Origin of the sequence: Pantoea cypripedii, from assembly GCF_011395035.1 — a bacterium.
Taxonomy (GTDB): domain Bacteria; phylum Pseudomonadota; class Gammaproteobacteria; order Enterobacterales; family Enterobacteriaceae; genus Pantoea; species Pantoea cypripedii_A.
Window position 1 is genome coordinate 15,183 of sequence record NZ_CP024770.1, and the last position, 15,890, is coordinate 31,072.

The 15,890-nt window shown below is 45.8% G+C and carries 13 protein-coding genes and 1 pseudogene; 12 read left to right on the top strand and 2 right to left on the bottom strand.

Features of this window, described 5'->3' with window-relative positions:
- Nucleotides 1-92 precede the first annotated feature (92 nt).
- From CUN67_RS23415 to CUN67_RS23455, 9 genes are all read left to right on the top strand, one after another.
- Nucleotides 93-950, top strand: coding sequence for a glycosyltransferase (locus CUN67_RS23415; protein WP_208717884.1), 858 nt, complete (start codon nt 93-95; stop codon nt 948-950).
- Between the two features lie 44 nt (nt 951-994).
- Nucleotides 995-2,239 (top strand): hypothetical protein, encoded by a 1,245-nt coding sequence (locus tag CUN67_RS23420; RefSeq protein ID WP_208717885.1) that lies wholly within the window; start codon nt 995-997, stop codon nt 2,237-2,239.
- Nucleotides 2,240-2,270: 31 nt separating this feature from the next.
- On the top strand, nt 2,271-3,308 hold the full coding sequence (locus tag CUN67_RS23425) for a glycosyltransferase family 4 protein (RefSeq protein ID WP_208717886.1): 1,038 nt from the start codon (nt 2,271-2,273) through the stop codon (nt 3,306-3,308).
- A gap of 39 nt (nt 3,309-3,347) precedes the next feature.
- The gene (locus tag CUN67_RS23430; RefSeq protein ID WP_208717887.1) at nt 3,348-4,163 is read left to right on the top strand and encodes a glycosyltransferase; all 816 of its coding nucleotides are present in this window, start codon (nt 3,348-3,350) and stop codon (nt 4,161-4,163) included.
- Between the two features lie 68 nt (nt 4,164-4,231).
- Complete coding sequence (locus tag CUN67_RS23435; protein ID WP_208717888.1) at nt 4,232-5,542, top strand: flippase; 1,311 nt, start codon at nt 4,232-4,234, stop codon at nt 5,540-5,542.
- The gene (locus tag CUN67_RS23440) at nt 5,542-6,078 is read left to right on the top strand and encodes a serine acetyltransferase (RefSeq protein WP_208717889.1); all 537 of its coding nucleotides are present in this window, start codon (nt 5,542-5,544) and stop codon (nt 6,076-6,078) included. The genes CUN67_RS23435 and CUN67_RS23440 overlap by 1 nt, the downstream gene beginning before the upstream one ends.
- A 69-nt stretch (nt 6,079-6,147) precedes the next feature.
- On the top strand, nt 6,148-7,023 hold the full coding sequence (locus tag CUN67_RS23445) for a beta-1,6-N-acetylglucosaminyltransferase (protein ID WP_208717890.1): 876 nt from the start codon (nt 6,148-6,150) through the stop codon (nt 7,021-7,023).
- Nucleotides 7,024-7,072: 49 nt separating this feature from the next.
- Entirely contained in the window at nt 7,073-8,743 is a 1,671-nt protein-coding gene (locus CUN67_RS23450) for a hypothetical protein (RefSeq protein WP_208717891.1), read from the top strand.
- 85 nt (nt 8,744-8,828) lie between these two features.
- The gene (locus tag CUN67_RS23455) at nt 8,829-10,403 is read left to right on the top strand and encodes a hypothetical protein (RefSeq protein ID WP_208717892.1); all 1,575 of its coding nucleotides are present in this window, start codon (nt 8,829-8,831) and stop codon (nt 10,401-10,403) included.
- Nucleotides 10,404-10,454: 51 nt separating this feature from the next.
- Here the strand turns inward: CUN67_RS23455 and pckA are convergent, their stop codons facing one another.
- Entirely contained in the window at nt 10,455-12,080 is a 1,626-nt protein-coding gene (gene pckA, locus CUN67_RS23460; RefSeq protein ID WP_208717893.1) for a phosphoenolpyruvate carboxykinase (ATP), read from the bottom strand.
- A 218-nt stretch (nt 12,081-12,298) separates the two neighbouring features.
- Here pckA and CUN67_RS23465 point away from each other — a divergent pair, with 218 nt between their 5' ends.
- On the top strand, nt 12,299-13,192 hold the full coding sequence (locus CUN67_RS23465; RefSeq protein ID WP_084878285.1) for a LysR family transcriptional regulator: 894 nt from the start codon (nt 12,299-12,301) through the stop codon (nt 13,190-13,192).
- Nucleotides 13,193-13,194: 2 nt separating this feature from the next.
- Here CUN67_RS23465 and CUN67_RS30470 read toward each other — a convergent pair.
- A pseudogene (locus CUN67_RS30470) lies at nt 13,195-13,377 on the bottom strand (hypothetical protein); the annotation flags it as partial.
- 418 nt (nt 13,378-13,795) lie between these two features.
- Here CUN67_RS30470 and CUN67_RS23470 point away from each other — a divergent pair.
- Both CUN67_RS23470 and CUN67_RS23475 read left to right on the top strand, forming a co-directional pair.
- Nucleotides 13,796-14,905 (top strand): SDR family oxidoreductase, encoded by a 1,110-nt coding sequence (locus tag CUN67_RS23470; RefSeq protein ID WP_208717894.1) that lies wholly within the window; start codon nt 13,796-13,798, stop codon nt 14,903-14,905.
- 407 nt (nt 14,906-15,312) lie between these two features.
- Nucleotides 15,313-15,849: a hypothetical protein gene (locus CUN67_RS23475; RefSeq protein WP_208717895.1), complete on the top strand. Its 537-nt coding sequence runs from the start codon at nt 15,313-15,315 to the stop codon at nt 15,847-15,849.
- The last annotated feature ends 41 nt before the right edge of the window (nt 15,850-15,890 follow it).

The following is a 15,890-nucleotide window of genomic DNA, read 5'->3' on the forward strand; positions in this document are numbered from 1 at the left end:
CTGGATAACCGGGAACTGGTGAATTCAATTTAAACAGCAACTTTTCACATAAAAAACGAAAGTGCATGTTGATTATGCATGGAGATAAGATTATGAATGCTAAACACGCAGCACAACCACTGGTGACAGTTTATATTCCCACGCATAACCGTTCGTCACTGGTCAAGAGCGCAATAGCATCCGTCCAAAATCAGACCTATAAAAATCTGGAAATTATTATTTGTGATGATGGTTCATCAGACGATACCGAAGCTGTAATAGGGGAGATGCAAAAGAGTGATAATCGGATCGTTTATCTGAAAAATGACGTGCCAATGGGGGCCTGTTATGCCCGCAATCGCTGTATTGAAATTGCAAAAGGTGAGTTTATCACTGGCCTTGATGATGATGATTATTTCCTCAGTGCAAGGGTAGCTAACTTTGTTGAAGCCAGCAGAAGGCTGAATAAATCGTTCCTGTGCGCCAATATGATCTTCAAAAACCGTGATATCGAGCGTAAATGGAAAGAATACACCGGTGATGTCACGCTGAATATGATGGGTTTTAAAAACTGGGTGGGTAACCAGGTTTTCATCAGGACAACGATGATGAAAAATATCGGAGGTTTTGATACCAGTTTCCCGGCCTGGCAGGATTATGACCTCTGGTATCGTATGATTCTGCGCTACGGTGCCTGTTACAGAATGAATGATGCAACTTATGTGGTAAATATTGAGGATGACCGGCCGCGTATTACCACCGGAAGCAAAGCATGGCAGGGCTATCAGAAATTCATCGCAACGCATAAAGCACACTTGAGCCGTCAGCACCTTAACTCACTTTATTTTCAGGATAAACAAAACAGGAAAGATGAAATAAATTTCAAAGAATTTATCAACTATCCTGGCATAGATAACCTGCTGATTCTGGCTAAACATAAGGTCAGAAAGCTTATTGGCATCCAGAAGTAAGTGAATTTGTGACAACAATCTAAGGTACTCTCATGACTATGAGAATGAATAAGCTAATGCCCCTGAGCTTAGCCATGAGCATGACTATTCCATTGGGTGGTTTGGTGCTGTCCTTTTTTTCTCTGGATAAAAAAGGAATGAACCGCTTGCCATTTTTTGTTATGTCGATGTTCTATTTCTTCCTGCTGATTAAGATCCCGCCATTAGGTGATCTCTACCGGCGTTATCTTGAGATCAGCGCATATGGTCCGGGGACGCGATTTTCAGATATTGCCGGTGCGCATACGGATGTTCTGCTTTATGTGAATGGCTGGATATTTCAGTTGCTGAAAATACCTTTCTTTTTCATTCCTGCTTTTTATGGCGGAGTGATGTGCTATTTATTGCTGGCATCTTTCAGAAATGTAACGCTGATAAAAAACAAAGAAAATGAGAGTCGCTCGATCTCTTCCGGAAGACTCGCGTTAACCTATTTTACAATATTTTCAACTCTCAATATCCTGAACCTGGTGTTGGGCATCCGCTACGGGGCCTCACTGGTATTTATGATTTACGCTGTCACCTGTTATTACAGCCGCAGCAAGTTGCGGTGTGGTGTATTTGTCACACTTGCGGTACTGATGCATTTTTCCATGATGTTTGTGCTATTGATTTTTCTGGCCAGCCTTGTGGTTAAAGTTGAAAAGAAATATGTACTGCCACTCAGCATATTTTTCTGGCTTTTGAGTGCAGTGGCGTTGCGCTCGATTCTGCCCAGCATCGCTTTTATGGGGATTGGCGATTACGCGATGGGAGGGTATGTTGATGGGTCCTTTAGTGCCACACCAAACGATAGTAATACCATCGCTGTGGCGTTTATTACCCGTTTGCTTGGGTTAGGTTCTTTAGTTTTCTACCTTCTGAGCAGAAGTGAAGTGAAAGGGTTCGACCGGTTCCTGAACCTATTTATTCCCTGCTGTTTTATTATGTCAATTTCATACACGGCGATGGGACGCTATCTCAATATTGCGCAGTATCTGCTGGCGATCAGGATTTGCTATGTCTATTTATTTTCAGCGGGAATCAACTCGGCAAAATTTCGCATTCTGCTCAGGAATTTTCTGGTCGCATTCGCTCTGCTTAGTCTGATTGTTATCAATATCTATACGCAGCGAAGGACATTATCGATGGGCGGCTTATGGTCTTACGCCTGGACAAGCCCGGTGTTTCTGCTGAGTTATACCGAGAAAGATTTTGATAAGTACCTCAACGATATCGACTATGACGGGTACTGGATAAAACATAGATAACTTTATTCATTTTTTAAAAAGACACCATAAAATGAAAAATAAGATCCTTTTTATTGTCCCGAGTCTGAAAAACGCGGGTCCCGTAAACGTATGTCTCACTATAATAAAAAATTTACCTGTGTTTTATGACATCGAAGTTCTGGCTCTTAATGATGGCGAACGTAAAGGGGAGTTTGCTACACGCGCTAAAGTGACTATTTTCAAACGGACAGCCGTATTACAGGCTCTGACTTTTATCAGAAAAGGCGGCTTTTCGGTCGTACATAGTCATTGCACAGTTTCGGACATCTTCAATTATTTATCGTTCGTTTCAGCTCCGCAGGTCACTACGATACATAATTACTTTGAAGTCGATTTCGTTCAGACCAAAGGGTTCGTTAAAGGAATGCTTGAAGGTCTGGTCGGACGCTTCATGATCCGTCATTTCCATAAAGTTGCCTGTTCCTATGCGGTTATGAGACATTGCGTAAGTCACCACGCGATGAAGCAGGTGACTGCCATCCCCAATGGTGTGGAACAACCGCGTTCGCAGAATAATCAGAATCATGACAATGTGGTTCATTATTTTTATTTAGGCGTGCTAAACAAAAGGAAAAATGTTCAGCAAATTCTCGAAGCGTTTAGTCACTGGTGTGAAGGCAAGCACGCGGAGCTTCATATTATTGGTTCAGGCAGCGATGAATCGTACCTTCGTGACACATTCAAAAACGATCAGATTATTTTTCATGGTAGCACTGATCAACCCCATGATCTTTATAAAGACTTCGATTGTTTTATTTCAGCATCTCATGCTGAAGGCCTCCCATTAGCACTTATCGAATCAATGGCTTCAGGTAAAACGTTTATTTGTTCAGATATCGAGCCACATAAAGAAGTCCTTGATGCTCACGAGGAGAAAAGTGGATTTTTATTTAATAAAACAACATCAGGGCTGATTGATTGCCTTGATGAGCACTATTTTTTCAACGACAAGGTCAGTCTGTCAGTCAACGCTAAAAACAATTATTCGAAAAACTATTCCGCAAAAAAAATGGCACTTAGCTATAGCGAACTTTATCAGGAGATTTGATTGCAATGATTACTGATTACACACAGCAAAAGGTGACGTATGTTACAACAACAATTCTCTGTACTAATGTCCTTATACTTTAAAGAAACACCAGAAAATCTGGAAAGTTGTTTTCTCAGCCTGGAACAGCAAACACTCCAGCCTAAGGAAATCATTCTGGTTATCGATGGCCCTATTGATAATGTACTGGAGGAAGTGGTGACACGGTGGGAAAGTAAACTCGCCGTTCAGCGGGTACAACTGGAAAAAAATATCGGGTTGGGATTAGCGCTGGCGGAAGGCATGAAGCACTGTTCCTGTGAATACATCGCCCGTATGGATACAGATGATATCTGTCTTCCGGAACGTTTTCAGCGACAGATGGCATTTCTGGCAGAAAATGGTGATGTTGCTTTACTGGGAGCAGCGGTTATTGAGTTTGACGAAACCGGACAGCAACGACTTAAACGTTTACCTGAAAGTCATGTGGATATTAAACGCTTTTCACGGCTTAAGAATCCATTCAACCATATGAGTGTGATTTTTAAAAAGTCGGTAGTTGAGCAGGTTGGTGGTTATCAACATCATTTATTTATGGAGGACTACAACCTGTGGTTAAGAATAATCGCAGAGAATTTCACAACACATAATTTAACAGATATTCTGTTGAATGTCCGGGTCGGTTCTGGCATGTTAAAGAAACGCCGAGGCATTAACTACATCAAAAGTGAAGCGTCTCTCTTTAATCTGAAAAGAAAGCTGAAGACGGTTTCAATAGTTAACAACCTTGCCGCTTTTCTTGTTCGGGTTTCCACCCGGGTTGCGCCAGAGAAGTTCCTGAACTTTCTTTATCGTGTTGATAGAGTGAAAATTTAATCTTTACCTTTCCATCCCACCATATTTATTTTTGACGTGAAACAGTTTTGCTCTTACAGGAGATTGCTGTGAACAGGCGAGTGGTCACTAATGCTTTCTGGATCATATCCGAAAAGCTGATAGCTGTATTTGGCCTGATTTTCGTTACGTCCTTCGTAGCAAAATATGTAGGGCCAGAGATATTTGGAGAAATCGCGTTTGCGACTTCAATTTTTCAGATAACGCAAATTGTTGCCCAGATGGGTAGTGATGTCATCATTTTCAAAAGGATGAGCAGGAACCAGCAGTCGGGGATTAAGATCACACTCACCACAGCCTGGTTTAGGTTGTTGATTTTTGCTGTCCTCTGTATTCCCTTTATTGCATTTACCTGGTGGCGTTTGGGTGAAGAGGGGATCTATTTTGTCTTTGCATGTTGTCTGGCCTGCTTATTCACCACGCTGGATGTGTATAACCTGTTCTTTGATGCAAAGCTGGAGTCAAAAAAGAACACGTTGATCAATGTGATTGGCCTGGTAGTGAGCCTGCTTTGTCGCTGGGGGATTGCCTGGCTGGAAATGGATCCCGTCTGGTTATGTGTACCGATAATCCTGACTGGCCTGATACCTTATGTTCTGCGACGGTTTCTTTTCCATCTGGAAATTGACAGGCCAACTGTGGTCTGGAGAAATCAGATGCGTTATGCAAAATACCTGTTTTATTCCGGTATGGCATTTGTTATCTCCTCAATCTCAGTTGCACTCTATACACGACTCTCGATGATGGGGCTGGAATTTATGGAGGGTCATGGGAGTGTCGGGGTGTTCTCGGTTGCAGCCACGCTCGCAGGCGCATGGTCATTTGTGTTCAATGCCTTTACAACTTCTGCTTTTCCTGCAATTTTTTCAGAAAATGATGATGAAGAAGCATTGAACAAAACGGCTAAGCTTAATATCACAGTCATTGCCTTATCATTACCTGTTTTTATCATTTCATTCTTTTTTGCCCGGTATTTCATCGATTATTTCTACGGTGATAAATATGAGGATGCGTATATTCCCTTGTTAATTATCTTTGGCTCAACCGTGCTCTCGGCGTTGGGGACTGTGTCTGGACGATTTATTGCCAGGTATTCAGGCTATTCATTTTTATCTAAAAAAACACCTTTGGTTCTGCTTACCAGTGTGATTCTAAATCTCCCGCTCATCTGGTTCTATGGCATTTACGGTGCTGCGTTAGCGACGCTATTAACAGAACTGATCTCTTTAACTGTGTTTAATTATTTCTTCAAAAATGGGATCATCTTTAGATTACATGTCAGAACATTTCAGATTAACTGTTTTGGTTTTCTTAACAATAAACAAATCAGGATTAATTACCATCCTGGATCAGGTGAGTAATGATGAATATTTTTCGCAGCATGAGACTGACGTTGTCAGAAATCAAAATGAATCCAGGCATCAAATCGAAGCTGGTTGTACTGTTGTATCGGCTGGCAACGCTGCATGCACGGAGAGTAAAGATATTTTATCCGATAACACTGCTCTTTGTTATCATGCATAAGTTCTTCAATGAGTTTATGTTTGGTGTCGAGATTTCATACCGGACAAAAATTGGTCACGGATTTGTTATCTGGCATGCCTATTCGGTTATCATCAATAGCGGTTGCGTGATTGGCAAGAATTTCAATATCAGACAATGTTGTACCGTAGGAGGGAACAGGCTGTCATACCCGGAACATTTTATCATTGGTGATAATGTTTCGATGGGTGTTAATTCCTGTATTCTCGGTGATGATATTGAAATTGGTCATAATGTTGTTATTGGCGCGGGTGCGATAGCGATGACCAATGTTGCTGATGATCACTATGTGATAGCGCAGAAGCCGTTTATCAAAACCCGTAAATATCAACCTGAGAATGTTCGTGTAGCCTGAGATAATGTGTAGCTTATCCTGTTGATTGAATTCATAAAATGAGCTGTTTCATCTTTAGGAGAGTAAGAAATGAAGAAGATATTTTGTATTCTTTGCCATAAAGTTACGAACCCACTTTTGTATACGGTGAATTATTTATCTTCTTTCGACGAAAATATCATCCTAATCCATGTGGACGCCAAGTCCACTATGGAGGAATTTGAGGCTTTCACTGCGAAGAATGTTTTTTTCGTCAAAGAACGTGTCGACATCTCCTGGGGCGGATTCAGTCTGGTCGATTCTACGATTAAAATTTTCAATGAAGCATTAAATTTTGATTTTGATTATATGTTCCTGATTTCGGGTGATGATCTACCTTGCATGAACAATCAGGAAATTAATGATTTATTATCCTCCATTGAAATGCGGAATCTGGTCCATTATCAGGATCAACGCAATACTTATGTTGATCCTCTGCTCAGAGTCAGGTATGACTACCCGAAATATTTCTATAAGAAAGATAAGAATTTTGTTGAGAAGGTGAAGGCACGAACATTCAGACTTATCATGCCATTTTATGTCAGCAGACGTTTTAAACAGGATGCTCATAAGGTTGCGCAGTTTTACAAAGGTACCAACTGGATTTCTTTGAACCAGAAAACGCTGCATGCTTTAATGGCCTTTATTAACACCAATGATTGGTATCGTGATTTATTTCATCATTCCTTTATTTCTGATGAGGTTTTTTTTCATACCGCACTCAAGCAGATCGGTGTGACCGATAATTATCATGACGAAAATAAACTGAATGACGCCCTAAGATATATCGACTGGACAACCGGACCGGATTATCCGAGAACTCTTGATAGCAGTGACCTTGCGAAGATCAAAGCTTCAGGCTGTGTTTTTACAAGGAAAATATCATCAGGCATTCCCTATGAGTTCTTCGAAAAACTGATCCAATAAATATTACAGGGCGTGCCTGCTGGCTCGCTCATTATCAGGGTATTTCAGAATGAAGTATATTTATGTTGATCCCTCATCAACTGTGCGTGGTGACGGGAGTCTGGCGCACCCCTTTCGTTCGATGGATGAAGTCATCGCCTCCGGAGTTACCCATCCGGTCACCGTCTCAATCAAACGCGGCACGCGTTTTTACTGGTCCTATCTGAGCCAGAATCTACTCGCTTTTTTCCTCAATCGATCGGGTACGCAAAGTGTCCTGACGTCCTATGGCGAAGGTGCCTGGCCGATCTGGTTTCCTAAAGACGCCGCCACGCGTCATACCGACACCATTTTCCAGAACTTTAATATCAACTCGTTGCAACTTTCCTCTCCCCCCGGCGAGCAACATACCGGCGGTTATCTATATGGCACGGTCCGGGGCGACGAAAACGGGGTATGCAATCTGGAAATTCACCATATCAACTTTATTGGTGATCCTGCCGCCATTTCTGGCTCAGCGCCGACAAAAGAAGTCGCCTGTATTCATCTGGCTGTCAGAGACAAAACGAATATTGCCCATAAAGTCTTTATTCATGATATTTACGGCGACCACATCAACTGTGGCATATTCTTTCGTGGTAATCCCAATCTTTCCGATCCGGCAACCTATTACGGCGATCAGCGCAAGAGTTATGGGGTACGTATCCTCGATGTTTCATTCACCAATATCGTCAACTATGGTGTTTTACTTTCCGGTGCCGCCAGTAAAAATAAAAGCCGCGATGTGCGTGGCGATGAATGGGAGTCAGGCTGGGATAATATTTATTATTCTTCCTACCGCACCAATGTTTATAACCCGGTAAAAGATCCACAAGCCTGGACCACGGCGCGTGCTGATGTCCCGCTCTGGATGACCATGTGCGCTTATGCAACCGGTCAGAATTTTGAGGTGCATGGTTCCGGCCCGGCCGCCCCCGATCGTTATGCGCTGGATTTAGATTATCACTGCAATAACTGCCTGTTACGCTGGGGTTATCTGACCAACAACGCCAAGCCATTTATGTTGGTTCAGGGACCTTTTTCTAACAGCTGGTACAACGCTAACGGTTATAAACCGCTCAGCACGGACACTTATACCCTGTACCACACCTATGGTGTCGGCTGTGTCGATAACGTGATTGAATATATTGTGTCATACAACGATGGGGTAGCGCGGACACAGCGTACCTCTGATATTTACTGGAAAAAGGCCTGTTGTTTTCGCTACTGCTATAACAACGTGGTGCGTAATTGCCTGTTCATTGACACTGTTTCTCAGGCGAATGACCATGTTCTTTATTGCAATCCGCGTAAAGAAGATAATCCTGCTGCCACCGCTCTGACGCTTGAAAATTGTATTTTTTACTGGAAACACCGGGATAATTCAGATCTCATCAGCCCGGAACATGTGTCGAAGTTTGGCAGTTTACTGACTAAATACGCTTTTAAAAATTGTATTTTCTTCTCGGAAGCCTGGCCAGCTGACGCCCCCGCGGCTTTACCTGGGGTCTCGACCAGCGACTTACACTATGTCGATCCTAAATTCCGCTTCACCGTACCCCTGGTGCCTCCAGCGGGAATGAAAGAGGCAAAAAATATCCTTCAGCTCGCCATCGATTCACCTGCGCTGAAAACGGGAAGTGCCAACACCAGTCCCGATATATGGGGACGAACAGGAAATAACATTGGCTGGCAGCAGTAACCATCGGCTTATAACCATGATGTCCGGGACTCTTTTTCGTGCTGTAGAGTTTTTTTAAAATTACCAGCATAGGCAGTAATTGATTATGACGATATCACGCAGAAATCTTTTGAACTGGCTTCTTCCTTCAGCGGTTCTCACGCTTTTCTCAACCCGTAGTTCGGCGGCAGGTACGGGTGAGGCCAGGTTAAATACGCATCCGGCAGCTGGCCACTCTCCCGCTGCGGCGGCGGAACAGACTGCTGACTTCTTTCGCGGTGAAGGGAAGGAGAGCGTTGGTAGTGGAACCGCCTCCGTGTTCGAACGGGTAAAACAACGCGGCCAGTTTGATGTTGTACAAGGGGTTTCGGATCCCAAAGGCATCGCCGGAATGGTTTTTGGCGGCCCGAACAACCGCGCGGCTTTAATTATTGATGAACGCGGCCGTATGCAGACTTATGCGACAAAAGATGGTCGACCCTCTGCGGCCAGAGTCGCCATTCCGTTCAGTGAACCCTATGGGCAGGGCGTCGCGGCCTGGAATGGCAGTATATTGCGTATGCCCTTTGCCGGTGCCGAGGATGATACGCTGCATTCTTCGCTGATATTTATCCCGAAAACTGACGGCTCCGCTGACATGTATATTGCTGGTCCCGGACAATATACCGACTACGGCGCACCTTATGGCGGGGCTGGGGTGGTTGCGCCGCGTGCCTTAACGGAGAAGGATTTAATCGCGCCATTGAGAATGGGAAGTGTCTATCCCACTGGCTGGAACAGTCAGCCTTATTGGGTCAAATTATTCACCATCAGGACCGGTGTCAGAAGCTCCGGTCCTAACTTCACCGGGCTTTATATCTCCGGCGGGACGCTAGCAGAATCAATCTATACCTATCTTATCCAGTGTAATGATGTGCTGGTTTCATCTCTGAATACCTCTACATCAAAGCATGTTTTGCGTATTACCAACCTGCGCGATCCATCCGACTCCCGGCATGACATTTCAGATCTGACCCAATTTGGCTATGTGTATGATGTTGCGAACAACATGCTGATGGTTTATGCAAAAATTGCAGCACGTAATGAAGGCGCAACGTTTATTCCACTGCGCTATACGGATGCGGCAAATTCAGGTGTGGATAAAGTCATCATCAACAGTTCAGATGATGAACACGTCACCAGTGAACCTGAAGGCATTGTGTATGTGGAGACCGCCAATTCATTGACATCAAATACCTATGTCCCACTCAATGATGGACGCGTGGTCAAGACGCTGGGAGCAGTGATCCGTATTTCTGATGCTATATCCGCTGCAACCCGATCGCCGGTACAGGATGGTTTTAAACAAAACGATAATTTGAGTGCGATTAATCGCGGTTATGCGCAGTCAGGTAAAGTCACGGTGACAAAGGAATCGACGGGAAAATATAAGGTCACAGGCGCATCAGCCATAACGAAAAATTCCGCCTGGAGAGTCAGCAATCCGATGATTGCCGGTGGGGCAGGAATACAACACCTGGTAGCCGCTATCGAGTCAGACGCTGCAAATACCCTTGTGATTGGTGTCCGGGCGCTGAAGTACGTGTACAACAGTTCCGAGGGTTTAGTCACCCCTGTCGCCAGTGACTATACGGATATTCCCGCTGACAGCTGGGTTGATATACACACAACCCTGTTGTGATGGCGACAGTTGCCTCCCCACTGACAGCGGGGAGGCATGGGGGCTTAGCGGTTATTCGCTTGCAATGTCAGGGCCTGCCAATGCAATGCGCGCTCCTTCCGACGTCTGTGCGTACTGACTGAAGTTTGTCACGAACAGACGACCCAGTTTGGCCGCTTCTTCCTGCCATTTTTCTTCTGATCCCCAGCCATTGCGTGGATCGAGCTGGCTGGTTTGTACTTCCGGCACCGCATCCGGGATCAGCAGTCCAAATACCGGTAGCGTGTTATCACCGAGCACAATGGTGTCATTCAGAATGCCACGAATGATATTACGCGTGTCGCGCAGGGAGAGTCGCTCACCGGCACCGTTCCAGCCGGTGTTAACCAGCCAGGCTTCCGCACCTGTTTCGGCCATTTTTCCCGCCAGCACTTCAGCGTATTGCGTTGGATGCAGCATCAGGAATGCTGCGCCATAGCAGGCAGAAAACGTCGGGGTGGGTCGGGTAATTCCCCGTTCGGTGCCTGCCAGTTTTGACGTGAATCCAGACAGGAAGTGATACTTCATCTGATCGGTGGTCAGGCGTGATACCGGTGGTAATACGCCAAAGGCGTCAGCCGCGAGGAAAATCACTTTGGACGGATTTCCGGCACGCGATACCGGTTTGACGATATTTTCAATATGCGACAACGGGTAGGAGACACGCGTGTTTTCGGTTTTACGTCCATCGGCATAGTCGACGCTGCCGTCAGCCCTGACGACCACATTCTCCAGCAGTGCATCGCGACGAATAGCGCGGTAGATCTCCGGTTCGGCGGCTTCACTCAGATTGATGGTTTTAGCGTAGCAGCCACCTTCAAAGTTAAACACGCCTTCATGGTCCCAGCCGTGTTCATCATCACCGATTAGCTCGCGCTGTGGATCGGTGGAGAGGGTGGTTTTGCCGGTGCCTGACAGGCCGAAGAACAGCGCCACATCGCCCTCAGCACCCCGGTTGGCTGAGCAGTGCATCGAGGCAATGCCCCGCTGTGGCAGAAAGTAGTTCATCACCGAGAACAAACCTTTCTTCATTTCACCGCCATACCAGGTGCCGCCGATCAGTTGCATTTTCTCGGAGAGGTTAAAGGCGACGAAATTCTCAGAGTTAAGCCCCTGTGCCTGCCAGTTCTGATTGGTACATTTGGAGCCGTTCATCACGATAAAATCAGGTGTGAAATTCTCCAGTTCTTCAGCCAGAGGCGGGATAAACATGTTTTTCACAAAGTGAGCCTGCCAGGCTACCTCGGTGATAAAACGTACCGCCAGGCGAGAGTCGTTGCTGGCACCACACCAGGCATCAACGACATACAGTTTTTTGCCGGATAACTGGTTGGATACCAGATGACGTAATTCAGCCCAGACCGAAGGGGAAAGGGGTTTGTTATCATTGCGACCGGTGCCCGCGTCAGACCACCACACGCTGTCCTGAGTCAGTTCATCGCGGACAATATATTTGTCTTTCGGGGAACGACCAGTGAACTCGCCAGTATCAACCGCGACGGCACCGGATGCAGTCATCATTCCGCGCTCATAGCCGCTGAGTTCAGATGAAGTTTCATGCTCGATAAGCAGATCATAATCCGGGTTATAGATCACTTCCGAAACGTCAGTGATCCCTAAATCTGACAGGGCAGTTTTAATAATCGCAGTGCTGGACATGTTATACCTGACTGATAGCTGGCTGAATATTGGGTTGCATTAAGCTGCGACCGTTTGTTGAGCGTGATAGTTAACTGAGCTGTTAATGAGTTTGCGGAAATCAGTTAATCAACTGTTCTGGATACTAGCACCATCAATCAGATGCAATGATTGCATAATTTCTATATGCCATGCATAATTTGCATAGCGCCGGTTATGGTTTTGTGAGATTCCGCACTGTGGTCAGTAATCTTGAAGTTAAATGGTTTTATGACGTCATTGCGCTGGAAGAGACCCGCAGCTTCACCTTAGCGGCGGAAAAAAGAAACATTTCTCAGTCCTCGTTCAGCCGTCGTATTCAGTCACTTGAGTCTGCCATCGGCTTTGCCATCTTCGATCGCAGCGTCAATCCACTGCAACTCACCCGGCAGGGGAAGAGTTTTGTCGGTTATGCACGCAATATGCTGGACGATATGGATTACCAGCTGAATCGAATCAAAGGGCTCGACAACTTCCGGCAAAGTATCAAATTCGATGCCGCGCCCTCACTTTCCGTCCTGCTGCTGCCTAATCTGATCGCCGGATACACCGACAGCGCCGAAAGGATCCATTATGTTGAGTCGATCAACGTGGACGAGGCGGTTTATAACCTGAAAGAAGGGAAAAGCGACTTTATTCTGACCTTCTACAATGAAGAGTTTATGAATTATCCCTTTATTCATCATAAGGTTTTCGATTCCTTCCTTCATTTAGTCAGCCCCTGTGATGTCGATGGCAGACCCTTATTCAGTCTGAATGGCGATGTTTTGCCGCTGATGAAATATGCGAACGACAGTTACATGGGACGTCAGGTTAATCAGGTTATCGACAAAATTCCCGAGAATACCTTTACCCTCAGCTTTGTGTCTTCCATGAGTGAACTGCTGAAACGCATGATCGTAAACGGCCATGGGGTGGGGTGGTTACCGCAGTATTCGATTCAGCGTGAGTTGAGAGAAGGTAAACTGGCCATTATGGATGGTTCGCTGTCTTTGCCTATCTCAGCATATGTTTATCGTTCGGGAGCGAGGTTAAATCTTGCGGCAGAGCGCTTCTGGCAGCATATAAAATCGCAAAATATCAGGCTGGATTAGTGTTAATCTTGTTCAGGTTCATGCCAGGTTGAGTATGAGTGGTATATATTACCTGACTTATAAATCTGTTGTACTTCTGGATCATCCAAACTTTGGTATGAAACTTCTCCCTTATCCAGACCATCCAGGCCTTTGATTCCGCTGATCGTGTCAGGCCAATCGTCTCGGCTTGAAATTTCTACAAGAGAGTTGCTGCATCATAGATTGCCACCTGCTTACTGACGCGCCCGACCCCGTCATTTATCCCTCCAAAACGCGCAATGTATTGTGTCGTTAATTCACCCCGTGTTTTTGAATTTTCCTGGGATACGGCAGAATAATGGTAATAAGAATGAGAATCGTAGCGGTGTGAATGAGTAACTAAACCTGCCGATGTTTTTATTAAAGTGTTTCACAGTTATGCATAATTGCATCCAAATGAAAGCGATAAGAGATAATATTTTCTTATCCCTCGTGTTTATCGGGTGAGTTGAGTTTTCTGATAAAAGTTCACTGCGACTGGGGATTTTTTTCAATGAATTATCTATTTAACTGCCATTTAATCTTGATGGAATAACGTGTGCCGGATAGCCACTATTTACACATCATCATTAGACTAAATCCATGCAAAATATATTAATCACCGGCGCAACAGGTTTTCTTGGCGGGGCAGTCACCGTTAATTTGTTAAAGAAAGGTCAAATAAATAATCTGCTGCTGCTTGTCAGGGGAGAAACGTCTGAAGAGGGGCTGGAGCGGGTTAAAAAAAATCTGGCGAAATTCGGGGTGGACCGCATTCTGCTGGAGTCCCTGACCACGCAACACATCCTGCCCGGTGATCTCTCAGAACCGGAGCATTTTGTTGCGGCTCCCCGGCTTGATAGCGTTACCCATGTCCTGAATTGTGCCGCGGTCGCATCGTTTGGCAATAACCCCTATATCTGGAAGGTGAATGTCGAGGGGACCTTTAAGTTTGCCAGCCGGATGAGCAAGGTGACTGGACTTAAACGCTTTGTCCATGTGGGAACCGCGATGTCCTGTGCTCCGCGCGCCAATAGCCTGGTGACGGAAAGTGAACTGACAACATCCCGCCAGCAGCACATCGTCGAGTACACCTGGAGTAAAGCGACGATTGAAAGAATGATGATGGAATCCTTACCCACGCTGCCACTGGTGATTGCACGTCCTTCCATCGTGGTCGGCCATTCGCAATACGGCTGTGAACCCTCTGCCAGCATCTTCTGGGTGTTCCGCATGGCACTGATGCTGGGTAAATTTATGTGTGATCTGGATGACCGCATTGATGTTGTTCCGGTGGATTATTGTGCCGATGCGCTTGAGCTGCTGCTGACAGCCGAGAAAGTTGAGAAGGATGTGTTTCACATTTCTGCCGGGGTGGACAGTAGCGTAACCTTTGCCGAAATCGACCTCGCGATGGCAAAAGCCTCGGGAGACTCCCCCGTTTCTGCCAGTTACCAGAAAGTAAATTACAAAGAATTAAGTGCCGATAAGAAAAATTTTGCTGCTCTTTTCGGCCCCTGTAACGAACGCATCATGTTGCGGGCGATGAATCTTTATGGCCATTTTTCAATGCTTAACGTAGTGTTCAGTAATGAGAAGTTACTCAAATTAGGCATGCCGCAATCATCCAAATTTACTGATTATCTCGATCGCTGCGTGGCTTCAACTAAGGGTTCTACGATTGCGGAGTTGATGGCGATTGATTTTAAATAAGGCGGCGTGACATCCGTTTTCTCCCTTATTCTGCTCCTCCACATTCCCTGCTACGGATTTTCTCTGCTTTGCTGCCGCGCAAAGCAGAGTCACGGCAATAATATTCCCACCAAAGAAATGATACGGGCATCTTAAGCGTCAACAGTTTCGCTTATAAATCGAGCGAAATTCGATAGTTCAGGTCTTTTCCCGATAATCCCGCCGGAGTGTTACCGGTAATCTCCCCTGATTGTTTTTTTACTTTCTTAACATCAGGGATTTCCATGAATCGCAACACCCTCAGTAACATTCCATCTTCAGCTACACACAAGATTGACCTCACGACAAGCAATCCGGATATATCCAAAATTCCTTCCCAGTCAGATTATTCATTTGTCGATGAGGAGTCGCTGGCCCTGATGGACGTCATGATGAACAGGGCCCTGTTCCTTGAGACTCAGGCCAAAAACGGGGAGGGTGAGAATAATGACTGGCTGCGTGATCCTGTCATCGGTGGCTTGTTTAACGAGCTGATGAAGAACAATGACATGCGCTGTTTTCTGGAGCAGCAGACGGAGCTGGAGATTACGCCGGACGCCGGGGATACACTGGCGTCAATGGTCACCTGTAAAAGCGGGTTACTGACATTTGAAGATGACATCAAGCTGGGTGGTGTGCTGGTGAAACTGCTGCGTAAGTCGGAAGCGCTGCTGATGAATAGCCCGCCAACTGAGACGATGGAAGCGCCGGAGACACCACTGCGGGCGAACCTGCCGGATGTGCCGGACCTGCTGGAGCAACGCGAGAAGCTGAAAGAGTTCCGTCAGCTGGGGGAAAACCGTAAGTTTCTGGTGGTGGACAGAGAGCGGCTGCCAGAGAAAGCTTCGGAGCTGGGAAAACAGGTGTGGACACCCTATACGCCCGCGTTGGGGGGGCAGCTGAGGCATTGCAGACTCTGTGCCTGACGCTGTCAGCTCACCCGCCCAAAACGGGCGATCAGAATGTG